Source organism: Desulfofundulus thermocisternus DSM 10259 (assembly GCF_000686645.1).
Lineage (GTDB): Bacteria > Bacillota > Desulfotomaculia > Desulfotomaculales > Desulfovirgulaceae > Desulfofundulus > Desulfofundulus australicus.
In genome coordinates this window covers 38,795-64,791 of the sequence record NZ_JMLG01000007.1, presented here as the reverse complement: position 1 = coordinate 64,791, position 25,997 = coordinate 38,795, and the positions used below count along the sequence as shown (strand labels likewise).

Annotated in this window: 20 protein-coding genes and 1 riboswitch; of the genes, 16 read left to right on the top strand and 4 right to left on the bottom strand. The window is 50.3% G+C overall.

Going from position 1 to position 25,997, the window contains the following annotated elements; genetic code table 11:
• The first annotated feature begins 39 nt into the window (after positions 1-39).
• From BR83_RS0107780 to BR83_RS0107750, 7 genes are all read left to right on the top strand, one after another.
• Positions 40-1,272 carry a molybdopterin molybdotransferase MoeA gene (locus BR83_RS0107780; protein WP_027356614.1) on the top strand — a complete coding sequence of 411 codons (1,233 nt, stop codon included), beginning with the start codon at positions 40-42 and terminating at the stop codon, positions 1,270-1,272.
• A 12-nt stretch (positions 1,273-1,284) separates the two neighbouring features.
• Positions 1,285-3,225 (top strand): molybdopterin biosynthesis protein, encoded by a 1,941-nt coding sequence (locus tag BR83_RS0107775; RefSeq protein WP_027356613.1) that lies wholly within the window; start codon positions 1,285-1,287, stop codon positions 3,223-3,225.
• A gap of 77 nt (positions 3,226-3,302) precedes the next feature.
• Positions 3,303-4,064, top strand: coding sequence for a nickel pincer cofactor biosynthesis protein LarB (gene larB / locus BR83_RS0107770; protein ID WP_027356612.1), 762 nt, complete (start codon positions 3,303-3,305; stop codon positions 4,062-4,064).
• A 290-nt stretch (positions 4,065-4,354) separates the two neighbouring features.
• Positions 4,355-6,079, top strand: coding sequence for an ATP-binding protein (locus BR83_RS0107765; protein ID WP_027356611.1), 1,725 nt, complete (start codon positions 4,355-4,357; stop codon positions 6,077-6,079).
• 268 nt (positions 6,080-6,347) lie between these two features.
• Positions 6,348-6,809, top strand: coding sequence for a sigma-70 RNA polymerase sigma factor region 4 domain-containing protein (locus tag BR83_RS0107760; RefSeq protein WP_157832984.1), 462 nt, complete (start codon positions 6,348-6,350; stop codon positions 6,807-6,809).
• 308 nt (positions 6,810-7,117) lie between these two features.
• Positions 7,118-9,412 (top strand): phosphoadenosine phosphosulfate reductase domain-containing protein, encoded by a 2,295-nt coding sequence (locus BR83_RS0107755; protein ID WP_027356609.1) that lies wholly within the window; start codon positions 7,118-7,120, stop codon positions 9,410-9,412.
• Positions 9,402-10,151 carry a hypothetical protein gene (locus BR83_RS0107750; RefSeq protein WP_034634736.1) on the top strand — a complete coding sequence of 250 codons (750 nt, stop codon included), beginning with the start codon at positions 9,402-9,404 and terminating at the stop codon, positions 10,149-10,151. Before BR83_RS0107755 ends, BR83_RS0107750 begins: the two co-directional genes overlap by 11 nt.
• A 356-nt stretch (positions 10,152-10,507) precedes the next feature.
• Here the strand turns inward: BR83_RS0107750 and BR83_RS17180 are convergent, their stop codons facing one another.
• Positions 10,508-10,900, bottom strand: coding sequence for a hypothetical protein (locus BR83_RS17180; RefSeq protein WP_157832983.1), 393 nt, complete (start codon positions 10,898-10,900; stop codon positions 10,508-10,510).
• A gap of 18 nt (positions 10,901-10,918) precedes the next feature.
• Between BR83_RS17180 and BR83_RS0107745 the strand changes: the two genes are divergently transcribed.
• The 4 genes from BR83_RS0107745 (at position 10,919) to BR83_RS0107730 (ending at position 19,300) form a co-directional block, all read left to right on the top strand.
• Positions 10,919-14,284, top strand: a complete 3,366-nt coding sequence (locus BR83_RS0107745) for a hypothetical protein (RefSeq protein ID WP_157832982.1) — start codon at positions 10,919-10,921, stop codon at positions 14,282-14,284.
• Positions 14,285-14,319: 35 nt separating this feature from the next.
• Positions 14,320-16,593: a BREX-4 system phosphatase PglZ gene (gene pglZ / locus BR83_RS0107740; RefSeq protein ID WP_157832981.1), complete on the top strand. Its 2,274-nt coding sequence runs from the start codon at positions 14,320-14,322 to the stop codon at positions 16,591-16,593.
• A 12-nt stretch (positions 16,594-16,605) separates the two neighbouring features.
• Entirely contained in the window at positions 16,606-18,069 is a 1,464-nt protein-coding gene (gene brxL / locus BR83_RS0107735; RefSeq protein ID WP_034634735.1) for a BREX system Lon protease-like protein BrxL, read from the top strand.
• A 142-nt stretch (positions 18,070-18,211) separates the two neighbouring features.
• Positions 18,212-19,300: an AAA family ATPase gene (locus BR83_RS0107730; protein WP_027356604.1), complete on the top strand. Its 1,089-nt coding sequence runs from the start codon at positions 18,212-18,214 to the stop codon at positions 19,298-19,300.
• Between the two features lie 35 nt (positions 19,301-19,335).
• Here BR83_RS0107730 and BR83_RS0107725 read toward each other — a convergent pair whose 3' ends face one another.
• Both BR83_RS0107725 and BR83_RS0107720 read right to left on the bottom strand, forming a co-directional pair.
• Positions 19,336-20,082 carry an ABC transporter ATP-binding protein gene (locus BR83_RS0107725; protein WP_027356603.1) on the bottom strand — a complete coding sequence of 249 codons (747 nt, stop codon included), beginning with the start codon at positions 20,080-20,082 and terminating at the stop codon, positions 19,336-19,338.
• Positions 20,083-20,191: 109 nt separating this feature from the next.
• Complete coding sequence (locus tag BR83_RS0107720) at positions 20,192-21,076, bottom strand: ABC transporter substrate-binding protein (RefSeq protein WP_114679208.1); 885 nt, start codon at positions 21,074-21,076, stop codon at positions 20,192-20,194.
• A gap of 288 nt (positions 21,077-21,364) precedes the next feature.
• Positions 21,365-21,483, bottom strand: a riboswitch (molybdenum cofactor riboswitch).
• Between the two features lie 177 nt (positions 21,484-21,660).
• Between BR83_RS0107720 and BR83_RS0107705 the strand changes: the two genes are divergently transcribed.
• From BR83_RS0107705 to BR83_RS0107695, 3 genes are all read left to right on the top strand, one after another.
• A complete protein-coding gene (locus tag BR83_RS0107705) occupies positions 21,661-23,289 on the top strand; it encodes a long-chain-fatty-acid--CoA ligase (protein ID WP_027356600.1) in 1,629 nt (542 codons plus the stop codon).
• A 96-nt stretch (positions 23,290-23,385) separates the two neighbouring features.
• A complete protein-coding gene (locus tag BR83_RS0107700) occupies positions 23,386-23,679 on the top strand; it encodes a 4Fe-4S binding protein (protein WP_027356599.1) in 294 nt (97 codons plus the stop codon).
• An 86-nt stretch (positions 23,680-23,765) separates the two neighbouring features.
• Positions 23,766-23,960, top strand: coding sequence for a hypothetical protein (locus tag BR83_RS0107695; protein WP_027356598.1), 195 nt, complete (start codon positions 23,766-23,768; stop codon positions 23,958-23,960).
• On the opposite strand, the gene fdhD is transcribed toward BR83_RS0107695, so the two are convergent.
• Complete coding sequence (gene fdhD / locus BR83_RS0107690) at positions 23,957-24,748, bottom strand: formate dehydrogenase accessory sulfurtransferase FdhD (RefSeq protein WP_034634734.1); 792 nt, start codon at positions 24,746-24,748, stop codon at positions 23,957-23,959. The two genes, BR83_RS0107695 and fdhD, sit on opposite strands and share 4 nt — an antisense overlap.
• 109 nt (positions 24,749-24,857) lie before the next feature.
• Between fdhD and BR83_RS0107685 the strand changes: the two genes are divergently transcribed.
• Positions 24,858-25,349, top strand: a complete 492-nt coding sequence (locus tag BR83_RS0107685) for a MogA/MoaB family molybdenum cofactor biosynthesis protein (protein WP_027356596.1) — start codon at positions 24,858-24,860, stop codon at positions 25,347-25,349.
• A 348-nt stretch (positions 25,350-25,697) separates the two neighbouring features.
• Positions 25,698-25,988: a co-chaperone GroES gene (gene groES, locus BR83_RS0107675; protein ID WP_027356595.1), complete on the top strand. Its 291-nt coding sequence runs from the start codon at positions 25,698-25,700 to the stop codon at positions 25,986-25,988.
• Positions 25,989-25,997: the final 9 nt, after the last annotated feature.

The window sequence follows — 25,997 nt, the reverse complement described above, 5'->3', positions numbered from 1 at the left end:
ATGCCTAATGTGGTTATATTTTTAAGGAGAGAATAAAAGATGAAGGAACTATTCCAGGCAGTTACCATTCAAGAGGCGCGGGAATTGATTTTAAAACATGTGTCCTTCCCCCTGGAAGGGGAGAAGGTTTCGTTGTTATCCGCCCTCAACCGCTGTCTCCTGCACGATGTTGTGGCCGCCGATGATGTACCCGGCTTTGACCGCTCCACCATGGACGGTTTTGCCGTGCGGGCAAAGGATACCTTTGGCGCTTCCGAGGGTCTGCCCGCCTACCTGGAAGTGGCGGGGGAGGTTCTGATGGGCGTGGCGCCGGAAGGGGAGTTAAAGCCGGGCCAGGCCTGGCGCATTGCCACCGGCGGCATGCTGCCTGCGGGCGCTGACGCGGTGGTGATGGTGGAGCATACCGAGGAGCTGGATGAAAAAAACATTGGCGTTACCAGGCCGGTGGCGCCCGGGGAGAACGTCGTCCGCCGGGGGGAGGATGTGCCGGCCGGGAGCGTGGTACTGCCGGCCGGACACCGTCTGCGGCCGCAGGACCTGGGAATACTGGCCGCAGCCGGGGTTGTGGCGGTGGAAGTAAGGCGCCCCTTGAAGGTGGGGATCATTTCCACCGGTGACGAGGTGGTCTCCCCGGAAGAGAAGCCGGCTCCGGGGCAGGTGCGGGATATAAACTCCTATACCCTTTACGGTGCGGTGGCCGGCTGTGGCGGCGAGCCCCGCCTGTACGGCATTGTCCGGGACGATTTCCAGCGGCTGCAGGAACGGCTGGCCCGGGCTCTTGCAGAAAACGACATGGTCCTGCTCTCGGGGGGCAGCTCGGTGGGTACCCGGGACGTGGCGGCCCGGGTGATTGAATCCCTGGGCCGGCCGGGAATTTTATTTCACGGAATTTCTCTGAAACCCGGTAAGCCTTCCGTGGGGGCAGTGGTGAACGGTAAACCGGTCTTTGGACTGCCCGGCCATCCCGCTTCGGCCCTGGTAATCTTTGAGCTGCTGGTGGCTCCTTTGATCAGTTCATACACTTACCCCCGGGAAAAATTTTGGGAATTTCCCCTGAAGGCACGAATAACCCGCAATTTACGTTCCGCGGCCGGGCGGGAGGATTTCGTGCGGGTGAAGCTGCGCCTGCAGGACGGGGAACTGCATGCAGACCCCGTGCTGGGCAAATCGGGCCTGATCATTACCATGGTCCGTGCCGACGGGCTGGCCCGCATCCCGGCGGGCAAAGAAGGGGTAGAAGCAGGTGAATGGGTGGAGGTCAAACTTTTTTGAGGAGTGATGGCTTTGTCTAAATTCACGGGCCAACGGGACGTTTACCTGGAAGACCGGCCCTGGGAAGAAGCCCTGGAAGAATATCTGGCTTACCTGGAGCAAAAAGGAGCGCTCAATCCCGGGCCACCCGAGGTGGTGGCGGTGGAAGAAGCCCTGGGCCGGGTGACGGCAGCTCCCGTTTATGCGCGGGTGTCCTCGCCCCATTACCACGCGGCGGCCATGGACGGCTATGCGGTGAAGGCTGCCCTGACCTTTGGTGCTTCCGAAACTGCTCCCAGGCAGCTGGCAGTTGGCAGCGAGGCCATCATGGTCGACACAGGTGATCCCCTCCCCGAAGGGTGCGACGCGGTGATCATGGTGGAAGATGTACATTTTGTCTCCCCGGATATCCTGGAAATCACCCAGCCGGTCTATCCCTGGCAGCACGTACGGCCCATTGGGGAAGATATTGTGGCTACGGAAATGATTGTCCCCGCCAATCACCGGGTGCGCCCGGTGGACATCGGGGGGCTTCTGGCCGGTGGGGTAACGGAAATTTCCGTCCACCCCCGGCCCCGGGTGGCCATCCTGCCCACCGGTACCGAGCTGGTGGAACCGGGCCGGGATCTGCGGCCCGGAGACATTATCGACTATAACAGCCGGATGCTCTCCGGCCTGGTCAGCCAGTGGGGGGGCGTTCCGCTTCGCAAAAAGATTACCGTCGATGACTTTGAGGCCCTGCGCCAATCCCTGCTGGAGGCCCTGCAGGAAGCCGATGTGGTCCTGATCAATGCCGGTTCTTCGGCCGGCAGCGAGGATTACACGGCGGAAGTAATCAGGAGCCTGGGCCGGGTGCTGGTGCACGGTGTGGCCACCAGGCCGGGGAAGCCGGTGATCCTGGGAGAGGTTAACGGGCGGCCGGTAATCGGGGTACCCGGTTATCCCGTATCGGCCTACCTGTGCGCCGATTTATTTGTCAGGCCAATCATCTACAAAAAACTTGGTTCCGTTCCGCCCGCCCGCCGGAAAATCGAGGCCATCGTTTCCCGCAAGCTGGTCTCTTCCCTGGGCGTGGAAGAGTTTGTCCGGGTCAAGCTGGGACAGGTGGGGGACAAGATCATCGCCACACCCATATCCCGTGGAGCGGGCATTATTATGTCCCTGATCCGGGCTGACGGCATCGTGCGCATACCCCGGCTTTCTGAAGGGTATGGTGCGGGCCAGGCGGTGCCGGTGGAGCTCCTGCGTCCCCTGGAGGAGATCAAGGAAACCACCGTCATCATCGGCAGCCACGATATCGCCCTGGACGTGCTGGCCAACTTCCTGCGGCGGCTCTATCCCCAGGCCAGCCTGTCCAGCGCCCATGTGGGGAGCCTGGCAGGTTTGAACGCCCTGAAAAGAGGGGAAGCCCACTGTACCGGCACGCATCTTCTGGACGAGGAAACGGGGGAGTACAACATTTCCTACATCCGGCGGCTGCTGCCGGGCAGGGGAGTGGTGCTGGTCAACCTGGTCTACCGGGAGCAGGGGCTGATTGTGGCTAAAGGCAACCCCAAAGGGATCCGGGGGCTGGAGGACCTGGCCCGGCCCGACGTTACCTTTGTAAACCGGCAGCGGGGAGCGGGTACCCGGGTTCTGCTGGATTATCACCTGAAAAAGCTGGGGATCAGCCCGGACCAGATAAACGGTTACGAGCGGGAGGAATATACCCACATGGCCGTGGCGGCAGCTGTGGCCGGGGGAGTGGATGCGGGGCTGGGTATCCGGGCCGCCGCGGTGGCCCTGGGTCTGGACTTTATCCCCCTGGCCGAAGAGCGTTACGACCTCTGCATCCCCCGGGAATACTGGGATACACCATATATCCAGCGTTTGCTGGCCGTCATGGACCTGCCGGAGTTCCGGAAAGAAGTGCAGGCCCTGGGCGGCTACGACCTGCGGGACTGCGGTAAAATCATGTGGGAATCTCAGGGATAAAATGGTAAGAAATGCGGTGCTCAATGTAAAGTGAAGCACCGCATTTCCCGGTTTTCAAGGAAAGGAACCGATGACTGATGACCAGGGAAGAATTGCGCCTGCTGCTCGAAGATGTGCGCCAGGGCCGCCTGGAAGTGGATGCGGCCATAGAAAAGCTCAGAACCCTGCCCTACGAGGACCTGGGGTTTGCCAAGGTGGATCACCACCGGGCCCTGCGCAAGGGCTTCCCGGAAGTGGTTTTCTGCCAGGGCAAGACCACCGGGCAGGTGGTGGAGATTGTGCGCAGGCTTTGCGGGAACAACCGGACGGTCCTGGCCACCCGGGCCGGCCGGGAGGTATACGAAGCGGTGCGGGCTGTTTTCCCCGACGCCGTTTACTCGGAGCTGGCGCGCACCATTGTGGTGTACCGCGGGGAGCGCCCGCAGCCCAAAGGTAACGTGCTGGTGATGTCGGCGGGAACCGCCGATCTCCCGGTGGCCGAGGAAGCGGCCGTAACTGCCGAAGTGATGGGCAACCACGTGCGCCGCTGTTACGATGTGGGGGTGGCCGGCATCCACCGCCTGCTGGATAAGCTGGACCTGATCCGGTGGGCGCACGTGATCATCGTGGTGGCGGGGATGGAGGGAGCGCTGGCCAGCGTGGTGGCCGGGCTGGCGGAGCAGCCGGTGATTGCCGTACCCACCAGCATCGGCTACGGGGCCAGTTTTCACGGCCTGGCCGCCCTGCTCACCATGCTGAACAGCTGCGCTTCCGGTATTGGCGTGGTTAATATCGATAACGGTTTTGGTGCCGCCGCCCTGGCCACCGCCATCACCCGCCTGATGGCGGGGCCGGAATAATGATGGAAATATCGTATATTCAGCAGGGTTATATCTCCCTCTGGAAATAGTGACTTTTCTGGTCAATCGGAGAGTACACCTGAAAAGGTAGCGAGTGGTGATGAAAAAATTTTTTTGTTAGTCTGAAATTATTAGCATGGTTAGCCAATTTATATAGGTGAAAGGATTTTAAGGCAAGCGTTGGGGAGATATGGGAAAAAATCGCCTCAAAATAAGCTTGCCTTAAAATCTATAAAGTATACCCCGGGATAGACCGGATGGCTACCCCGGCGAGGAGGAGGAAAAGAAAAATGACAACGCAAATGCAAAAGGATCCAATGGTGGCTGAACTGATTTTGGCTGAGCAGGCTCTCGAAAGCTGGCGTGATTCCGGGTTTGATCTCGCAACTGCAGCCGGAGAACCTGTAGACAACTCAATTGAAGCAAATGCCCGATTTATACGAATTAAAACCATTGAAGGCAAAAATGATGAGGGCAGGAAGGTTGTGGAAAAAATTATTTTTGCCGACGATGGGGTTGGTATCCAGCCCGAAATTCTTGCCCGTACCCTGCAAATGGGTTTTTCAACGCGGTATAACCAGCGAAAAGGCCTTGGCCGTTTTGGCGTCGGGTTGAAGCTGGCAGGTTTAAGCCAGGCGAAAAGGATTGAAATTTATACCAGGCCCATTGGCAGCGATAAGTATTTTTATACCTTTCTCGATCTGGATATGGTAGCTGATAAATCTCAAAAGGACATAAGAGCGGTAGCCGTTGAAGGATATCCTGCAGAATATGAAGATTTGATGCAATACCCCGATGGAACACCATTTGCCTCTGGTACATTAGTTATCTGGTCAAAAGTTGACCGGATCGTTGATGGAGGAAGATATGGAACATCAATCAAAGAACGCATTGATGATCTGGTTAAATTTTTAGCCAGGGCTTACCGAAAGTTTATTGATAATGGTTTGCATATTGAATTAAATGGAAAAAAAATTGAATTGCATGATCCCCTGTTTCTTTTAGAAAATCCACGTGCAACAAAGATTTTTGGTGAGGACTTACGCGCCGAGATTATAGATGCGGGCAAAATACAAATTGATGGTCATGAGGTAGAGGTTACCGTAACATTGCTGCCGGAAATCGTCCGGAAAAAGAAAGGCGAAGGTGCTCGGAAAGGATCTGCCAGTCGCTTCAAGGAACTAGAGATATTTGATAATGAAGGGAAAATAAGTATTCTCAGAAACGGGCGAGAAATTTATTATAACATCATTCCAAAGATGTTACCCGGTGGTGTGAAGGAGCAAGACCGTTACATAGGCATAGAAGTAAGTTTCCCGGCAGAACTTGATGAATATTTCCAGGTCCGGCACGTAAAAAGGGGGGCAGAACCGGTCAGTAAACTTCGTGAGGAGCTTCGTGAATTCTTGAAAAAACCAGTTATTGTGGCAAGGAACAAGATAGCCGAAACCTGGGAAAAAACGGACAGGGAAGAGCGAAAAATATCCAAGGACCATGCGCCGGCAACGAAAGCTGTCCAAAAAGTTGAGGAGACGGCGCCTAAAGGAAAAGGCGGTTTTAATGTCAGGCCGGAGGAAGCACAAAAAATTATCACCGATGTACTGGAGGATCTTGGTATTGATGAAGCTTCGGAACAACAGGCTGCTGAAGAAATTAAGCAGCAAATCCAGGAACAGTCAATTACCATTGTGGATGGTTCCTGGCCGGGTAAAGAATTGCTGGAAATTATACATCTTAATGGCAGGGCAATCCTGAAAATAAATCACCGGCATCCGTTTATTCGTGATATATATGAACCCATAAAAAAATATGCCGGTACTGATCCAGCTTCTGTTGACCCGGCGGACCTTGTTCAACTGGTCAGGAAAGTCGAAGGGGCAATTGACGTGCTGTTAATGGCCTATGCCAAAGCGGAAAATATGCACCCGAATCCGGAGGATGCTTATGCTGATTTGAGATCTTACTGGGGCCAGTTCTCGGCTGCTTATGTTCGTGAATTGCTAAAAAATATTTAAAAGAGAAAGCGGCACTTTCCGGCAACGGAAAGTGCCAAGATAAAATTTTCCAGAATAATTGCCAGGCATAACCAGACGTGGTACAATAGTTTTCAGAAAGGGCCTATTAAGAAAATAAAAACACCATGCCTGAACATTTTAGAAAATTAAGTTAATGTAACCTTCCAGTAACCGAGCCATCCGGACGGCTACTGAAAAAAGGTTACATTGGCTTAATTTATAAACCGCCGTGACTGAGATTTATTCCTGTCACAGCAAAGGAGGAACCATGATGACCAAAGATGTTCAGGAAGCCATGCTGATTCTCTACGGGTACGAGCAGAACCTGAGGGACCGGAACAATTATTTGCTTGACAAAATTGACCGGGCACTCAATCAATTAAGTCGAAATCCAGATAAAGTAGGAGATCCCAGAAAAATGGTTCGGTCCGCGCTTGGTAACGCTGCTACGGTTTTAAAGAACCGTAAAAACAGAGGTTTTGAAGAACAATATGTTCCTGAAGAAGTAATTTTTCCTTCATTGGATGAAGCAGATCACGTTAACATTGAGGTTCGGGATTTTCTGAATCACCCTTCATTATCCAAACACGACCGGGAAATTTTATTTTATCTTTTAGAAAATAAAGATGCTCGAGAAATTGCCATGATAAAAGGAATTTCAGTAAACCTGGCACGTGTTCATATATCCAGGGCACGGGCAAGGGCCAGAAAACTGTGGGGGGCAGCTTGAGAGAAACTACATTTAATTATCAGATAATTTAAGCAAGTGGTAGCCGGGAAGATCAAGCATTAATGGTGCTGCCGGTTGTTTTTCCTGCTACCAGTTTTTTTTGGTTTTTGATTCGAACATATGCACTACCATGCAATACCATTAAGTAATTTAGCTTAGAATCTCATTGATTTATACTGGATAATATATAAAATTATTGTATAGACAGGATAATATGGCATTCCTTAGAAGAGGAAAAAACGTGCCATTTGTCGAATAGCTGGAAAAAGAGATAACACAATCATTTTAAACTAAATGGGGTTTGAATTATGTACGACATCCTCTGGGATAGGGAAACCGGTGGCATTTTGCTAACCGAATCAAAAAGTGAAGTGATCAGGGGGGAGGTACGCCCCGTTTTTTTTGAAGAGCTGGATCTGCTGGGGTTTAACAGGCACTGGTCCTATGCGCAAGTTGAGGAACCCCTGCTCTGGGCCACTCCAGGGCGGCGCTATTTCTACCGGGGCGAACTGGTCGCCGAGGCAAAGGGAGGGGGGTTTTTTGAACCTCCGGAGATTGAATTTCATGAAAAAAACCTTCATCTACAGCCCGTTAAAGTTAAAACCATGCTGGCGAAAAATTCCCTGTTGCTGGAAGGGTTGGTCCAGCAGACCATAGAATCTATTTGGGATACTTACAAAAAGTATCGACCGAAGGTGGATGCCGCTGCCGTGGCCTTCAGCGGCGGGAAGGATTCCCTGGTACTCCTTGACCTGGTGCAGAGGGCGCTTTCTCCCGGTGAGTTTGTGGTCATCTTTAGCGATACCACCATGGAAATAAGCGCGACTTACGATGCAGTGGAAAAAGCCCGGCAAAGGTGGAAACACCTTTATTTTTACACGGCACGGGCGGAAAAAGATGCGCAAACCACCTGGCGGGAATTCGGTCCGCCCAGCAGGGTTCACCGCTGGTGCTGCACGGTTCATAAATCTGTTCCCACCCTTTTGTGTTTAAGAGAGCTGGTGGGTAAACCTTCTGTAAAGGCGCTGGTTTTTGACGGGGTGCGCTGGGAAGAAAGTTTGATGCGCCAGAAGTATTCCCTGGTTTCCGAAGGGAGCAAGCATAATACCCAGATCAATGCCAGCCCTTTGTTGAACTGGAGTAGCGGAGAGATTTTTCTTTATTTATTTAAGAGAAACATTTTCTTTAACCGGGCGTACCGGTACGGGCTGGTTAGAGTAGGGTGTGCGGTATGCCCTTTATCCTCCAAGTGGACAAATCAAATAACCTGGCTAGTTTTTCGGAATGAAGTTGATAAGTTTTTGGCTATATTACGGGATTATGCACGTCAAAAAAACGTTTCTGAGAATGAAATAGAAAAATTTATAAAAGAAAGGGAGTGGAGAGTACGCGCCGGCGGTCGCGATATGGATACCGGGGGCACCGGTGTTCTGGAGACCAGCGGAAAAAAAACTGTCACCTTTTTCATCCGCCGGCCCCGGGAAGAGTGGGTGGAATGGGCGAAGACTCTGGGATCTCTGGTCAGGGAAGGGGATGGCCGGGGGAGGATTGAAAACGGGTCCGTGGGTTATCCCTTCCGGATTAAAAGACATGATGAGGGTGTGGAAGTCAGCCTGCGGAATATAGACCGGGCAGACCGTTTTTTCTTGAGCCATTTGCGGGCTGCGGCCAACAAAGCAGCTTACTGTAATCACTGCCGCAGTTGTGAGGTGGAATGCCCGACGGGGGCCCTGCAGATAAACGATACGGTAAAAATTGCTGAAGACCATTGTATTCACTGTGCGGCCTGTCTTACCTTTGTAGAAAAGGGGTGTCTGGCGGCCAAGTCTTTAGCCATAAGCAGGGGAGGTACGGGTTTGAAGGGGCTGAACAGGTACCAAACGTTTGGGATGAGGAAAGCCTGGCTGGAGGAGTATTTTCGCGACCCGGAAAAATGGTGGTATGAAAACAGCCTGGGCAACAGGCAGTTTGAGGCCATGCGGGTGTGGCTGCGGGAAGCGGAAATAGTGACGGGTACCAGAATAACATTACTTGGGGAAAGATTGAGGGAATGGGGGACGGAAAATCCTTTAACCTGGGCCGTGATCTGGACCAACCTGGCTAGGAACTCTATTTTGGTTGACTGGTATCTACATAATGTACCCTGGGATAGCAGTTATTTGAAAGAAGAACTAGTAGAGCTTTTGGACGAAAATCTAGCAAAAAGGTCACGCGAAAACGCCATTACTACCCTAGTCGGTTTATTGAGAGACACCCCCCTGGGTGGTGAGCTGGGTTTGGGGATTGTACAAACCAAGGGAAAGCTAACGACCATCACCAAGCGCGGTTGGGAGAGTGTTCCCGCCCTGGCCGTTTTGTACTCCCTTTACCGTTATGCAGAAAGGGTTGGCCGGCACGGTTTCTCCCTTTCGGAACTGCTGAACGGGGCGCCGGAGGGTCCCCATGCGCTTTTTGGGTTGTCCCGGGACCGGTTGGCCGGCATGCTGCGGGCCATTTCCTCCCGCTGGGAGAGATGGCTTTCTGTGGAACTGGTTAGGGATCTGGATAACATATACCTGGACCAGAGCCGCTCGTCAATCGAGGTGCTGGAGCTTGGCGGGTAAAGAGAAAGTTACAGGTTGGTCGAGACACCAGCATTTCGGTTTGCGCAAGGAGTGGCTGGAGCTCTATTTACAAGAACCGCAGGAGTGGGAATTCAGCGGGTTATTAGGCAACCGCCAGGTACAGTCTTTCAAAGTGTGGCTGAGGACCACCGGATTGCAGGATAAACGGGGAAAGGAAACCTTTCTGGCGGCGCTTTTCCGGGAGTATGGCCTGGAGGAAATCCTGCCCTGGGAGTTGCTCTGGGTGAACGTGGTCTTTAATTTTCCCACCGCTGCCTGGTACGTGCAGGAACTCGGCCTGGGCACCTGGACAACAGGGGAAATTAGAGAACAATTACTTTTTTATGTTCCCCGTTTGGCTTTATGGACAGTTAACAATGCCGTCATGGAACTGGTAGGCCTCCTGGAAAGAACGCCGGTGGGCAGGGAAATCAACCAGGGGGAGGTTTTACCTTCGCGACCGCGTCGTGTGCAGCGAAAGGGCCACGTATATCCTTCCGTGGAAGCCCTTTGTTTTGCTGCCTGCCGCCTTTTTGAGCGGGAAAAAAGAGAAAGTCTGGAACTAAGGGAAAATTTACTCTGGCCCTGGGTCATTTTTGGCTGTGCGCAGAAATATGTGCTGGGCCAGCTACTTTGCCACGGGCAAAAATGGTTTGAGGTGACCGGGGATCGCTTGCTTGCCAAATATATTCCCGAGGAGTGGTGGGCATGTGGCTCTATGCTGACTATTTGGAAGTGAGGAAAGATTTTATTCCGGTCTTTTCCGAGGAACAGGACCGCAACCAGCCGGCCGCGTGGAAGTTTTTTATCCCCCACGGGGGGTTGCGGGAAATCTTACATGGGATGATCCGGGCTTTGGAGCGCGGCAGCGCTAAAGATAAGTTATCCTTGTGGATGCACGGAGCATACGGGACGGGGAAAACTTTTGCAGCCTTTGTTTTAAAGCACCTGCTGGAAGACGACCTTGCAGAAGTGGAGGATTATTTCCGCAAGCACCAGAAACTGCTCGAACTCTGGCCACGATTAAAAGCCCTGCGGGAAAGAGGGCGTTATCTGGTCGTCTACCGTTCCGGTTCTGCCCATATCACCTCTTCCTTAAAACTGCTGGTGGAAATTCAGCAGGGGATTAAAGAAAGACTGAAGGAAAAGGGATACGGCGATGTTACCGGGGAAACCCTTTACGACGCTGTTGTCCGAAAGCTTGCCGATCCCCGGAGTACCTTTGACTGGCCGAAAGCCTTCGAACGATACAGGGGAAAGTTTCTCGATTTTTCCTCTGCAGAAGACGTATTGGACAGGCTTAAAGCAGGTGATGTTGAACAGACGGTGAACCTGGTGGAAAGGGTCGCCCGGGTTCTCGAAAATGAAGGCTTTATAGTGCAGGATGACCCGCAGAGTATAAAGAACTGGCTGAAGGAGATCATCCGGCAAAATTCTCTGGCGGGTATCCTCTTCATCTGGGACGAATTTACTGACTTCTTTACCCATAACATTGCCACTTCGACTTTGCAGGAACTGGCCCACGCAACTGCGGAATCCCCTTTTTACCTTTTTTTAATTACACACAAATCACCGCAAACGTTCCAGAGAATAGATGAAGACACAAAGAATAGGCTCCTGGAACGTTTTCATAACTTTCATTTTGAGATGAAACCGGTAACGGCCTATCAGCTAATGGCTAACGCCATCGAAGTGAAAAAGGATGCGCAACAGCAATGGGAAATCAAGAAAGAAAGCTTATGGAGCCGGGTGCAAAGGGCAACCGTAAGCCTCCTGGGCGATGAAGCGCGCATGGAGGACTTTAAGGGCCTCATTCCCCTGCATCCCTTTGCGGCCTTTTTGCTGGCCACCATTTCCCGGCAGTTTAGTTCCAGCCAGAGAACCCTGTTTCGGTTTTTAAAAGAAGATGTGGATAATTCATTTATCCAGTTTATAAAGGATTATCCCCAAAATAACTGGTTCTGGTTGACTGCCGATATTTTGTGGGATTATTTTTTCCGGGATGATAATCCCGAACTTACCGAACGGATCCGGGATATCATGGGATATTATCATTCACGTCTGGATTTTATCGGGGGAGAAAATGAAAGGAAAGTATTTAAAGTTTTGATGCTTCTTTTTGCTCTGGAGCGGCAGATGCCGGGGGAAATATTCTTGCTGCAACCTACCAGGGCAAGCCTGGAGTTGCTATTTGCAGATACACCGGTTGCAGAAAGGTTGAAAGACATCATTCAAAATTTGAAGAAAGGGGATTTTATTCGCTCCCTTTCCACTGCTTCAGGAGAAAGATTCACCATTCCTTCCCGGCCTGTGGATGAAAGAAAACTGGAAGATATAAGGAAACAGTTTAAGGCGGCCTTTCCTTTTGAAAAGATTATTACGCCCACTGGGGAAATTGGAAATCAACTGGTAAAGATCTTTGCCCTTGATGGGGCGGCGTCCCGCCGGCAGAAATTAACGGTGGTTTCTTTGAAGGAGTTGAAATTCAGGAGGGAGCGGGTTGAACCGGCACTGGAACCCTATCAAATAGGCAATGTGCTGGTGGTGGTGCAGGATGAGGGGCAGCTGGAAGAAGCCGAATCCCTCGCGGCGCAGTTATCCGGAAGATCTGAGCGCGCTGCCTACCTGGTGCTCCAGGCTCCTTTCAGCCAGAAAAAATGGGAGGAATGGATAGATTATAAGGCGCACCAGAAATACTGTAGCGATGAAAACGATCGTGATAATGCAAAGTATTATGCCCAGCAAATGAAAAACATAGTGGAGAATTGGTTGACAAAAGTGTCCCTTCTCAAACATAAAGGGTATTTTGGGGGAGAGGAAATTGAGATAATCGGTCAAGCGGGTTATAAAAAATACTTTCAGCAATTAGCTACAAAAGTTTTTCCTTGTGGTCCCGAGCAATTAACCCAGGTCAATACCCTTTATGCAACAAGTTATGGCAAGGTTGGTGCGGAGATTGGATTAGGGATTAAAACAAATATTATCGAGCCCTATAAATCGCTGGTTTTTGAATTGAAAAAAGAGGGCTTTTGGGAAGGAGACGGTTTTGTTAAAAAACCGGAACACTTCTTAAGCCGGATGAAACAGGAAATTGAACGGATTTTTGCGACTGATGAAAACGTTAGATTAATGGAAATCTGGGAAACCCTCCAGGCTCCTCCGTATGGTTTGGTACCTTCACCGGTAGCCATTACCCTGCTGGGGTGTCTGCTCAGAGATTACGGGCAGGGGTATTACTACTGGGATGGAAATAATTGTTTTCCTCTAAATCCCAATAAGCTGGCAGAACTGATTGAAGGTGTTATGAAAGGTAGAAGGGGCTGTGATGAATATGAGATCCGACGATCTTCTCCGGAAGGTGAAAGGTTTTGTGAACTTATCCGGGAAATCTTTGGCTTACCTACCGAGAGTACAGCATATCCGGAGGAAGCAAGAAAGGCACTGCGCAACAGCCTTACGGCAATGGGTTATCCGATCTGGGCTCTACAATATGTGTTAAAGAAAAATGATCCTGATCTTGAGGATTTAAATAACGTTATTTATAAACTCGGAGCCATGTTAAGTGTTTCAGAAAACGAAAATCTGAATTTAGGCGGCAACCAGTTGAAGGATCTCGTTAATTCTCTTATTAAGATGAAGGTAAGGTTGAAAAAACTGGTTTCCAGGGAAAATTTCACCGCCGGGATGAAAAATTTCTTTGCCGAAAAACAGCCTGGCCTGCTGGAAGTGCTGGAACGTCTGAAAATCGATTTGCCATCTTTTATGAGAAGGTTAAGATTGACTTTAAATGAAGAAAGCTGGCTCTGGCAAGAAAGTCAGGTTTCCAGCCGCCTGCCGGAGTTGTATGCGGAATTGGAACTTCTCGAAGCCCTCAATCAACTATGTGCAGCCGAAAACCAGGATTTTGAAAAGGCAATTAATTATTTTAACGATTCATGGCTAAAAGCAGGAAAGCTTCCTTTGAGAATTTTGGCTGAAGTAGATGACATTTCTATAAAAAGGATTTTCGGCGATCTTGATGAATTAATTTCCACCCGGGGAAGGGGTTTTGGTAAGAAAATTGCACTGGCCGAGCAATTAAAAGCAGCAAAACATGAAATTCGACAGGCACTTAAAAATCAAACGGGAGCTTTGCAACGCTGGATAAGAAATAATCTGGGGCAGGACATAACTTTCTCTGAAGCTCAAGAAATCTATAGAGAATTGCCGGATCTAAGTAGTGAAAACAACCTAGAAGAAATCAAAAGGATTGTGCAGAGCAAGATCGACGCATTGGGTAAGCGTAAATTGCTACAAAAATTAAAGGAAGAATGGATGTCGCTAACCCAAAGCGAAACACCGTCCTCCTGGAGCAGGAAACAGAAGGTTCCTGTTCGATGGGTACTGGAAGGACCGGCGTACGCGAAATTGTTTTCTCTGGTAAATCATCCGGAAACAAAAACGCAGGACGAGCTTCAAGAAGCCTTAGATTTCTTACGAGAACACGCTGAAGAGATAAAAATGCTTGACCAGGAAAGTTTTATAAATGATAAGTTTTTGTCCTTTGTAGCTAAAGATTATAAAGAGCTCTTTCAGGAAAAGGGAGACGTAGAAGATTTAAAACAGTTTCTCTACGATCACTTAGGGGAAGATGTTTTCAACTGGCACGAAAGGTTAAATAAAGTAAATGAGCTGGTAAATCATTGGTTAAACGATTATTATCAAAGGAAAGCCTTTCCGCAAGTTTTAAATAAAATAGATAATATGCCGGAAACACAGGTTAAGAACTTGCTCAAGTTACTGGCAAAGAATCCTCTGGTGGGGAATCTTTTGCTACGCGGGGAAAAAGGTATCGTTACCGGAATTGAGGATATGCAGGATGATCATTCTTGACGGCTTTCCTTTGCCGGTCCGGGGAGGTATTAGCTGTGCGGGAGTTTAAAGAGATTGCTTCCCTATTGGATTTTATAAAAAATGAAGCAAAAGTGCCCACCCGCTACCCCGCTCGGTTTATACTTGTTCGAGGGTTGGACGCCTGGCAGGAGCTCCTAAAAAGTTTGAGATTGGAAGTTGATGAGGTTTTTACCCTTTCTACCTTGTGTACGAATGATGATACCTTTCCTTATGTTGAGGGCATAATCCCCATACTCAAGGGGATGAAAACCACTAAAATTTTAGTTCTACCTCTGGCAGAATGCCTGCGTTTTACCGGTGAATCCAGGCTGGTTTTAAGGGAGTTGGCAACTTGGGAAGATGTCGGCTATAAAAGGGTGTATATACCCCTAATGGAACTTGATGATATTTTCGGATACGAAATGAATATGATTGCCCAATCCTGGCAGGAAAGGCTGCCAGAAGTCCTTTCTTTTACGAATGACGGTAAGGTAAAGATAACGGTACTCCCATTTAAGCTAAAACGAAGCACCTGTAATATGGTTACGGGAATCAAAGCATATTTAGAAGCCTGGGAAAAAGGTGGTCAGGGTGAACTTGTCCTCGTTACCGGGTGTGCTCCTTACTTAAGTTTAAGCGGGAGGGTAGGAAATTTTGAGGTTCGAGTTTACCAGAGCGGATATGATTTTTTAAAGGAACGGGCTCAGGATTTTTTGAAATGCGAGCCGGGCTGGGGTACAGAACGTCAGTGGCAGTGGCTGGCCGGGGAGATTAAAGACGGTGAGGATTTTAATGCGCTGGCGGCCAGGATATTAAATGTTAATCGCTATGATTTGGATCAATTATCTTTGCGATGGGGTACTTTCGATCCGGACCGGAAATGGCTATTCTGGATCTGGAGCAAGCTGCGGGCACCTGCGGGGACCCTGTTCCACATGGTTTTAAAGAACAGTAATGATGTTAACCAGCTGGAAGAGGCAATTGCCAACCAGCCCTTCAAAGAAAAACTGGATCTTACTTTACTGAAAGAACGAAAAGAACTGTTAAAACGGCTGGGAATAAAAGAAATGCCTGCGACGTTCTGGCAACTTTTTGCGCAATTACAGGATCCTTTAGACAGGCTGCAGGTCCTGACCGGTTTAACTTACCGGGAAAAGATCCAGGTAATCCTGGCGGTTAAGGAATTACTGGAAAAAGATAGAGAAAGAAATATCTGGTGGCCTTATCTGGAAATAGTATACCCTGAACTTGCTTATTATCTTACACCATTTTCTCACGTAGATCATTTCCTGTCAGAATATTTTCAGTCATATACTTATTCCAGGATCCTGGACACTCCCCGGGAGGAACTGCTAACCATGGCCCGACAGGCAGCGGAAGAAAAGAAAATATGGACTTTTCCGACCAGGGAAAGCATCCTGGAGAAATATTCCCAGAATATCTTTAAATTCTGGATTGATGGGATGGGCCTTGAGTGGCTGGGCTTATGGAAAGGGTTGCTCAGCCACAATGAGGAGATAAAATTGGAAGTTGTCGTGGCGAGAACAAATTTACCCACCACCAGTGAATACAATAAAGGCTGGCATAAAGAAGAGGAAGTGGACCGGAGGCTGGATGAACTGGCTCATAAATATAACTATCAGTTTCCTGCTTCTTTGGTAGAAGAAATTAAGGTGATCGCTGAGGATGTTGAAAAAATGGTTCAGCTCTTAAAAGAAAAAGGGGAAGTAATTATTACTTCCGACCACGGCCTTACCCGGTTTGCCTTTGCGGGAGGAAAGTCTACCCCGCCGCAAGGGGCGCAGATACATAAATGGGGCCGTTATGCGGAGTTAAGGGAAACCTCTGAGGAGTATGCCATTTATTCTACCAACTGGATTAATGATGGCAGAAGAATTTTTCTAGCTGTACACGAAAAGTTTGAAGGGGGAGCCTGGTCCAGCGGGGAAGTTCACGGCGGCGCTACTTTGGAAGAATGCCTGGTGCCGGTGATCCGGCTTTGGATGGTCCGAAAAGACGGAGCAAAAGCCAGTCCCAAAATCGCTATTTTTACCTCCGTGGTTAAACTGAATATCAGGGGAGAAGGGTGTTTGGAGGTGGAATTGACCGCTCCGGTCGAAAAAGTTATCCTGCAAGTTGCCGGTCAGGTTTACCCAGGTATCCTGGAGGGCGTTCAAAAGTGGGTGATCGGGATAAGAAATCTCAAAGCCGGAAGGTATCGGGGTAGGTTGGAATATGAAGGAGGCTTTTTGGGTGAAATAGAATTTGAAGTGACCAGGGGGCTTATGGAAGAAGACCTGGGATTGTGAGGTGCAATTCCAATGGGCAGGGCGATCAATGAAAATATCGCGAAGTTAAAAAGTATCTTTTCGGAAATGCTCGTTTATAAAAACCCCCAGCGAAATAAATTTTTTTCAGCGTTAGGTATCCCTTCTTACCTGCGTGACTGGCTGGTAATGCGTTTTGCAGATGGCGAGGGGAGGATTAACATTGAAGAGGTTAACGAATATGTGAGACAGTATATTCCCCGTCGTGAGCAGTGGGAATTAATGAAAAAAGAGATGAGTAAAGAAGGAAGAAGGGTTCGATTTTTAGCAAAAATAAGGGTGGAAATGGATGTTAAGACTGGGGAAGGTCTTTTCAGTTTGCCCGATCTGGGTTTTCCGGGGCGAAAATACGAAGCCCTGATTGCTGATCATGTGTTACGCGAAAAAAAAGAGGTTCTGTTCACATCTTCAGAAACCTGGGGTATTGTTGAGCTCGAGTGGCGAATGGAAAAAATCCTCGGGCGGCAAGAAGAAGGCCGGGTATTTTTGATTGATTTTAAACCATTTCGACCCTACCGGGTAGATCTGGAATTTTATCAGGAAGCAAGGAAAGAATTTAACCTTGAGGAATGGATTGATATACTTTTGATGGCGGTTGACTACAACCCCGCTGGTTTTTTAAGCATTGAAGAGAAATTGACCATGCTTAGCCGTTTGTTGCCTTTTGTGGAGAAAAGAGTAAATATTATTGAACTGGCTCCAAAGGGAACAGGAAAGTCTTACCTTTTTTCCCAGATCAGTAAATACGGGTGGCTGGTTAGCGGGGGGAGCATCAGCAGGGCACGTTTATTTTATGATCTCAGCCGGCGCAGCACCGGTCTGGTGAGTCGTTATGACTATGTTGCCCTGGATGAAATCCAGAGCATTAGCTTTCCTGACGAAGAAGAAGTGCGGGGGGCACTTAAAGGATATCTGGAAAGTGGCGAGTATAGGGTGGGGGACTACCGGGGAGTGGGCGAAGCTGGATTTGTCTTGCTGGGCAATATCAGTGAAGATAACATGAACGAAAATACCAATATGTTTCGGGAGTTACCGGCAATATTTCACGAGTCAGCCCTCATTGATCGTTTTCATGGCTTTATAAAAGGGTGGCATGTTCCACGAATGAGAGAAAATATGAAGGCGGAAGGATGGGGGCTAAATGTAGAATATTTTTCAGAGATATTACATGCTTTACGGAGCGAAATTCGCTACCGTGCCATGGTTGATGAACTGCTTGAGGTGCCAAAGGGGGCAGATACCAGGGATACCGAGGCGATAAAAAGGTTGACTACTGGGTTTTTAAAATTGTTATTTCCCCATGCTCTTTCGATAAACGATATAAAGATTGATGAGTTTATGGAATATTGTCTGAATCCGGCCCGTCTGATGCGGGCGACAATTAGAAAACAACTTCATCTTATGGATTCTGAGTATACAGAAGCCGTGCCAGAAATAAGATGTGCTTCTATTACATAAAGTACTTAAAGTACTTAAAGATTTTACAAGAGGATTTTTTCTATAAAGAACGGTGCATATCTGTATAAAACAGTACTACCAGGAAGACGGGGGCGCAGGACGGCAAAAGTTAATGAAATCGAGACTATGGGAGGATGTTGTGATGTACCTTTCCTTTAAGGTTACTAACTTTCGTTGTTTCCATGAGCTGGTTATAGAAAATTTTGCTCCCGTTAATCTGATTGCAGGGATGAATAACGTTGGCAAAACAGCCCTTCTGGAAGCATTATTCCTGCACAGCGGAGCATATAATCCCGAACTGGTCCTGCGCATCAATACGTTTCGAGGTATCGAGCCGTTCTTTAAGATCGAATCGGGAAGAACCGCAGAAACGCCGTGGGATTCCCTTTTTGCTGGCTTTGACCCGGCAAAGGAGATAGAACTGACGGGGAAAAGCAAAGCTATGGGTTACCGCACTCTCAGGATAAGGATACTCCGTGAACCCTGGGATAGTTCGGGAGTTAGCTTATTTATACACTCTAATCAGGGGAGACCCGGTGAACCATTGCTGTCCACCGGGACTGATCTTGTGCTTGAGCTGGAATACGATGAGCCAAAGCGAAAAGGGAAGCATTATCTAATTGTGGGGCCGAAAGGAATTCAGATCCAACCTTTTCCTCCCCCTCCGCCGCCTGTTCCGGCTGTCTTCCTGGCTGCACGCGGCCGGATTTCACCTGCTGAAGATGCCGAGCGTTTTGGAAGGCTGGAGATCGCTGGCAAACAAGATGTACTCTTAAAAGTCTTAAAAACGGTTGAACCACGGCTACGCCGCCTGAGCGTGGTAGTTGCCGGAGGGGTACCAATGATCTACGGCGATCTCGGCCATGGCCGTCTCATCCCCCTACCGGTTATGGGGGAAGGGATGGTGCGTTTGACCAGTCTGGTACTGGCGATTGCCAATACTGGAAAAGGTGTGGTGCTTGTAGATGAAATCGAGAACGGGCTTCACCACTCCGTTTTATATAAAGTGTGGCGGGTCATTGGGGAAGCAGCACGGACGTTTAATACCCAAATTTTTGCCACCACCCATAGTCTTGAGTGTATTAGGACTGCCCACAGGGCGTTTAGGGATAGCGGGCACTATGATTTTTGTCTGTACCGGCTGGAAACCCTGGGAAAAAGTAACCGGGTAATTGCCTACGACCAGGAAACGCTAGAAGCGGCCATGGAGACGGACCTGGAGGTGCGATAGTGAGCGTCAGGATAGAGAAATCCCATGTGCTGGCTTTACCCCGCCGCGTCGCTTTCAAAAACCCGGTAAAGGGAGGTAAGGTAGTTTTCCCGCCGGGGTTTGACATTAAATACTTCCTCGAAGGTACCCGTTTTGACCAGGCGGCCGTTTTTGAGCACGGCCACCCGGTCGGTGAGATAGGGGACCTCCGAGAAATCGTGGGTGACGAAAACAGCGGTTATTCCCGTTTCTTTTAAAAGCCTGTCCAGTTCATTGAGCAGGGACAGGCGGGTGGGGAAATCCAGGGCGGAAAAGGGTTCGTCCAGGAACAAAACGTCCGGTTCCAGGGCAAAGGCCCTGGCCAGGCTGACCCTCTGGGCTTCTCCTCCCGAAAGCTGGTGGGAGCGTCGTCCGGCCAGATGGGCAATGCCCAGCAGTTCCAGCCAGCGGCCAACCCTTTTTTTAATTTCCTGCCGGGGAACTCCCCGCAGCTTCAGTCCTGTGGCCACATTCTCATAGACCGTCGTATTTAAAAGAAGCGGTTCCTGGAATACCACGGCCATGCGCCGGCGAATGGCCAGGGCATTGCGGGAGGTAACGGGTACGCCCCGGAAGGCCACGGTTCCACGGGTTGGTTTCAATAAAAGGGCCATTACCTGCAAAAATGTGCTTTTGCCGGCTCCATTTGGCCCGATCAGGGCGATGGTTTCCCCCTCCTGAAGGCTGAAACGTTCGATATTTAATATTTCCCGGTTTCCCCGTTTGAACTGTAAATCGTGCACTTCTAAGATGGTGTCGTTCACCGGATGATCCTCATTTCTAAGATTTACTTTGATTAACGCAAAGATTAAAGGGCCCGTCCAGCTTTTGTAGCTGGAAGGTTGAGGGCAGGTGGCCGGTTTAATCTCTGTTCTACTTCCCCAGTTCTTCTTCCTTTTTCCCGGCGTCGGGGAAGAACAGCGGCTGGCCGTACTTGTCCACCCCGAACTTGCCGATCATCTGTTGGGTTTCCGGGGAGACCATGAAATCGACAAAGGCTTTGGCGCCTTCGGCATTGACCTTGCTGAACTTTTCCGGGTTGACCTGCATCACGTGATATATGTTCAGCAGGGTTTTATCTCCCTCGTATAAAATTTTCAGCTTCAGGTGCTTCTGGTTGGCCAGGTAGGTGGCCCGGTCACTGAGGGTATAGCCTCCCTTTTCCGAGGCAATGTTCAGAGTATTGCCCATGCCCGTGCCGGCTTCCTGGTACCACTTGCCACCGGGTGTAATGCCTGCCTCCTGCCAGATCTCTTTTTCCTTCTTGTGGGTGCCGGACTCATCACCGCGGGAAACAAAGATGCTCCGGGTTTGGGCGATTTTCTTAAAAGCCTCCACGGTGTTCCGGGCCGAGCTTATTCCTGCCGGGTCATTTTCCGGGCCGACCACCACAAAGTCGTTGTGCATTACCAGCCGGTAGTTGATGCCCACGCCGCTGTCCACCAGTTCCTTTTCTGCTTTGGGGGCGTGCACCAGCAGCACGTCCGCTTCACCTTTTTTGCCCATTTCCAGGGCCTGGCCCGTACCCACGGCAATGGTTTTCACCTTATAACCGGTTTTCTTTTCAAATTCCGGAATAAGCACATCCAGAAGGCCGCTGTCCTGGGTGCTGGTGGTGGTGGCCAGGATAACGTCCCGGTTTTGCGGTGCCGGCTGTCCCTGTTCTGCTTTTTCCTGCGTGTTGCCGGAAGAGCAGCCTGCTACGAGCACGAGCGCGAAGAGAAGGATTGTTAAGTGGGTAAGGATTCGTTTAAACATTAACATTACTCTTCACCTCTTAGCATGGTTATTTCATAAGGATAAAAAATACGTCAAAATGTAGCCCGGTAAAAGTTATGCCTGATGATATTCTTTTTTATCACCCCCCGGTTGCCTCAAAGATAGCATCCTGAATAATTATGGCCGGTGCAAATCCCCGAGGCTTGAAAATCAAAAAGCTGTGCTCCGGCGAAAAGGCAGAGCACAGCCGTTTTCCGGGCGGCCGGGTGGTGTTTCCCGCAGAAAAAAACTGTGTCCTGCGGGAAACAGAACACAGCCTGCATGCCCTGAAGCTGGCAGTGTTCTCCTTTCCGCACTGGGAGGCATACCAGTTTCCCGGTATACCCTGCCGGCCCGAAAACCATAGCCGCGGCCACAGGTAATCGGGCTCGGAGAACAGATGAAATTATTTTTATTTCATGTATTTAATTCGATGGGCGGATGCTAAATCCTGCCCAATTCCGCCATTTTGGGACGGAAAATTGGCGGGCTTAAGGTTCAAATAATTTTAAATATTAAAGAAGGTATTTTTATTATAAATGTTGAATGAATAATCATTTATTAATTGTGAGGGGAGGATTTCCATGGCTCAGCAAGTTACACTACCCTGGCTGTCCTTCTATGAGGAAGGCGTGCCCTCAACCCTGGAGTATCCGGATAAAACTATGCCTGAATTGCTGGAACAGGCGGCAGCTGATTGGCCCGACCGGACGGCCATTATTTTCTCCGGTGTGGAGATCAACTACCGCACCCTGGCGGGCATGGTGCACCGGTTCGCCGCTGCCCTGGCGGATCTGGGCGTTAAAAAGGGCGATCGGGTGGCCCTTATGTCGCCCAATTGCCCGCAGTACATAATCGGTTACATGGCCATTCAGAAAATCGGGGCGGTGGTGGTGCAGGTAAATCCCATGTATACCGAGCGGGAACTGGAGCACCTCCTGGTGGATTCGGGGGCGGAAGTAATTATTGCTTACGATGCCCTCTATCCCCGTATTAAGGCAATACGTGGGGTGACTCCCTTAAAGCACGTAATATTATTCAGCCTGGGCCAGCCCCAGTGTCCGGCCGGGCCGGATGTCCTGCAGGCGGAAAGGATGCTGGCCGGTGCCCCGTCCAGCCCCCCGGAGGTAAAGATCGACCCCCTGGAAGATCTGGCCGTGCTTCAGTACACCGGCGGTACCACCGGCATACCCAAGGGAGCCATGCTCACCCACCGCAATGTGGTGGCCAACGCCCTGCAGGTGGTGGCCTGGTTTACCGGCTGCCAGTACGGTCAGGAGCGGATGCTTTCTGTACTTCCCTTTTTCCACGTTTACGGTATGACTGTGGCCATGAATTTTGCGGTGGTCATTGCGGCCACCCAGATCATCCTGCCCCGGTTTGAGATTAATCAGGTTCTTGAATGTATAAACACTTACCGGCCCACCCTTTTCCCCGGCGTTCCCACCATGTACGTGGCCTTTAACAATCACCCCAGGATTAAAGACTATGATGTGCGCTCCATCAAGTACTGCATCAGCGGTTCGGCACCCCTGCCCGTGGAGGTGGCGGAAAAGTTTGAAGAACTGACCGGCGGCTACCTGGTGGAGGGCTACGGGCTTTCGGAGACCTCCCCGGTGACCCATTGCAACCCCCTGCGGGGAAAACGCAAGGTGGGCAGCATTGGCCTCCCCCTGCCCGATACCCTGTGCAAGATCGTGGATGTGGAAACGGGTGAGCGGGAATTGCCCCCCGGAGAAGCGGGTGAACTTTGCATTAAAGGTCCCCAGGTGATGAAGGGTTACTGGAATATGCCGGAGGAGACGGCCGGTACCCTGCGGGACGGCTGGGTTTATACCGGGGACATAGCCAGGATGGATGAGGAGGGTTATTTCTACATTGTGGACCGCAAGAAGGATATGATTGTGGCTGGTGGCTTCAATATCTACCCGCGCGAGGTCGAAGAAGTTTTATTTGAGCATCCCAAGGTTCAGGAAGCCGTGGTAGCCGGGATACCCGACCCCTACCGGGGGGAAACGGTGAAAGCTTTTGTGGTGTTAAAGCAGGGACAGACGGCAACGGAAGAAGAATTGATCCAGTACTGCCGCAGCAAACTGGCGGCTTACAAGGTGCCGCGGCAGGTGGAATTCAGGGACAGCCTGCCCAAAACCATTGTGGGTAAGGTGCTGCGCCGTTACCTGCGGGAGGAAGAACTGGCCAGGCAGAAGAAATAATGTTCATAAGTTTTGTGTGCTGCGGGAGGGATCGGCCGTCCCCTGTAGAAAGTATTTTAAAGTTGAGAATAATCTTTTACATGGGAGATGGGGAGGATGGCCGAAGCCAGAAAGCAACAAAAAGAAGTGGTTATTACTTTAAACGGCGTGCAGCTTGTCATACCACCGGGAGCCAGAGTGAAAGAGGTGGCCGCGGCTGCCGGGGTCGAGATTCCCGCCCTGAAGGTGGACCCGGCAAAATGTAAGGGCTGCCAGATGTGCACCAAAGCCTGCGAAACGGGTGCCATTTCGGGCAACAAAAAAGAGCCCCATTCCATTGACCAGGCCCTGTGTATCCGTTGCGGTGAATGCCTGGCCCGGTGCAAGCTGGGAGCCATTGTTCCCGCTTAGCGGTAATATATGATATATTAAGACCAGGCCGTAACATGGCCTGGTTTTTAATGCCCTTTTAGAAGGTAGCAAGGGAGGGATAAAAGTTGAAAGAAAAGCAAAGTTTAACTGTTGAGCCACGGGTTCTGGAAGCCGTCAGGCAGGCTGCAGTTGACGGCCGGCTGACCTGTACTGAAGCCCGCAGGCTGGCCGGGGAGCTGAACGTGCCGGTAAGGGTCGTGGGCGCGGCCTGTGATGCCCTGGGAATCAAAATCAAAGCCTGTGAACTGGGTTGCTTTTAAGGGAAAAGAATTCGTTCCGGGCAGGTGTAAATATTCATCCTGCCTTTCCTGGCAAATCCTACAACGGTAACGCCGGTTTCCCGGGCCATTTCCAGGGCCAGGCCGGTAGGTGCCCCCCTGGCCACAATTACAGGGATGCCCATGCGGGCCACCTTGATCAGGATTTCCGAGGAAACGCGGCCGCTGAAGACCAGAAGTTTATCCCTTAATGCCATTCCATCCAGAAAAGCGCGGCCGAAGATTTTATCCACGGCGTTATGACGGCCGATGTCTTCATAAAACAGCAGGCGCTGGTTTGCGGAATAAAGGGCCGCGCTGTGGGTGCCGCCGGTGGTTTGAAACAGGGCGGCCATTTTTTCCAGTTCCCGGCTGAATTCAAGGATTGTATCGCTCCTGACGGCCAGGGACGAGGTTACCGGTGATATGCCCCGGGCATCATTGACAAAATAAAAGGTGGAACGTCCCCGGCCGCAGCAGGTGGTAATGTAGCGCTTTAAAAATTGCCGGCGGGCGGGGACGGGCCGGGTAGTTTCCACCCAGATCAAGCCTTCTTCAGGGCGGATAAAAACTTCTTTCAAGTCCGCGCGCTCTTGAAGGATGCCTTCGGAGCACAGAAAGCCCACTGCCAGTTCTTCCAGGTGGCCGGGGGAACAGACCAGGGTAACCAGTTCTTCGTCGTTTAAAAAGATAGTGACCGGAACTTCCCGGGCCACTTCATCTTCAACGGTTGTCACACGGCCGCCGATCACTTTTTTTACGGTAACGGTAGTGGTTTCGGATATGGCCATTGGTTTAACCTCCTGCAGCTCATTACCACTATTTTATCTTTAACCGGTTTAATGCTTCAACTGAATAAGATGTGGTTATCCTGTTCTGATTATACTGGAGGTGATGTCCATGTGGCGGGTTGGTATTCTAACAGCCAGTGATAAAGGTTCCCGGGGTGAAAGGGAGGATAGAAGTGCCGGGGTGATTCGCGAGATGGTAGCCGGTATCGGGGGGGAAGTGGTATCTTACTATATTGTGCCCGATGATCTGGATGTCCTGAAAGAAACGCTCATCAAAATGGTCGACCAGGAGAAGCTGGACCTCATCCTGACCACCGGCGGTACGGGCTTCGCCCCGCGGGACAACACCCCCGAGGCAACCCGGGCGGTTATTCAGCGGGAAGTGCCGGGTATTCCTGAGGTAATGCGGCTGGAAAGTCTCAAAAAAACACCCCGGGCCATGCTCAGCCGGGCTGCAGCGGGCATCAGGCACCAAACGCTCATCATCAACCTGCCGGGCAGTGCCCGGGCGGTGAGGGAATGCCTGGAAGTAATTCTGCCGGCACTTTCCCATGGCCTGGAAATACTTACCGGCAGGGGCGGTGAGTGCGGGGCAGATTAAGGGGTTGCCGCGGTAAAAACCTGCGGCCGGTACACATCTTCCTTAAAAACGGGCTGGTATGCTTAATTAATTTTGCATGTATAAACCATTTTTCTTATGGGGAAAATGTTTCTAGAAAGGTCAAGAAATGTTTGGACAGGAATTTGCGATAATAGCTTATCGGAGGGAGAAAATGAGAGATAAAGTCGGGTAATTTCCTTTAAAAGGTTTTAAAGGGGGATTAGGTCCATGGAGAAAAGTTGCTTTTAATCATTCCCCCTTTATATTATAGTACTTGGGTATTAGCACTCAGTTTAAATGAGTGCTAACAATAAAGAAAACAAACTCTATTCTAAGGAGGGGTTTTAGGTGAAAATCAGGCCATTGGGTGAACGGGTGGTTGTCAAGCCGCTGCCCAGCGAGGAGAAGACCAAGGGAGGCATTGTGCTGCCTGAAACCGCCAAGGAGAAGCCCCAGGAAGGGGAAGTAATAGCGGTAGGTCCCGGTCGCCTGCTGGATAATGGCACCCGTGTACCTGTTGACCTCAAGGTGGGGGACAGGGTCCTGTTCTCCAAATATGCCGGTAATGAGGTCAAGATAGATGACGAAGAATACCTGATCATGCGGGAAGCCGACATCCTTGGGGTTATTGAAAAGTAGGTTTTTGCT

Bases quoted from the DNA above. Each gene is read 5' to 3' on its own strand.
- BR83_RS0107730 (WP_027356604.1), top strand. From the start codon at position 18,212: ATGTACCTTTCCTTTAAGGTTACTAACTTTCGTTGTTTCCATGAGCTG.
- BR83_RS0107765 (WP_027356611.1), top strand. From the start codon at position 4,355: ATGACAACGCAAATGCAAAAGGATCCAATGGTGGCTGAACTGATTTTG.
- brxL (WP_034634735.1), top strand. From the start codon at position 16,606: ATGGGCAGGGCGATCAATGAAAATATCGCGAAGTTAAAAAGTATCTTT.
- BR83_RS0107705 (WP_027356600.1), top strand. From the start codon at position 21,661: ATGGCTCAGCAAGTTACACTACCCTGGCTGTCCTTCTATGAGGAAGGC.
- fdhD (WP_034634734.1), bottom strand. From the start codon at position 24,748: ATGGCCATATCCGAAACCACTACCGTTACCGTAAAAAAAGTGATCGGC.
- BR83_RS0107720 (WP_114679208.1), bottom strand. From the start codon at position 21,076: ATGTTTAAACGAATCCTTACCCACTTAACAATCCTTCTCTTCGCGCTC.
- BR83_RS0107685 (WP_027356596.1), top strand. From the start codon at position 24,858: ATGTGGCGGGTTGGTATTCTAACAGCCAGTGATAAAGGTTCCCGGGGT.
- BR83_RS17180 (WP_157832983.1), bottom strand. From the start codon at position 10,900: ATGGGTAAAGAAGTCAGTAAATTCGTCCCAGATGAAGAGGATACCCGC.
- BR83_RS0107700 (WP_027356599.1), top strand. From the start codon at position 23,386: ATGGCCGAAGCCAGAAAGCAACAAAAAGAAGTGGTTATTACTTTAAAC.
- BR83_RS0107760 (WP_157832984.1), top strand. From the start codon at position 6,348: ATGATGACCAAAGATGTTCAGGAAGCCATGCTGATTCTCTACGGGTAC.
- BR83_RS0107755 (WP_027356609.1), top strand. From the start codon at position 7,118: ATGTACGACATCCTCTGGGATAGGGAAACCGGTGGCATTTTGCTAACC.
- BR83_RS0107780 (WP_027356614.1), top strand. From the start codon at position 40: ATGAAGGAACTATTCCAGGCAGTTACCATTCAAGAGGCGCGGGAATTG.
- larB (WP_027356612.1), top strand. From the start codon at position 3,303: ATGACCAGGGAAGAATTGCGCCTGCTGCTCGAAGATGTGCGCCAGGGC.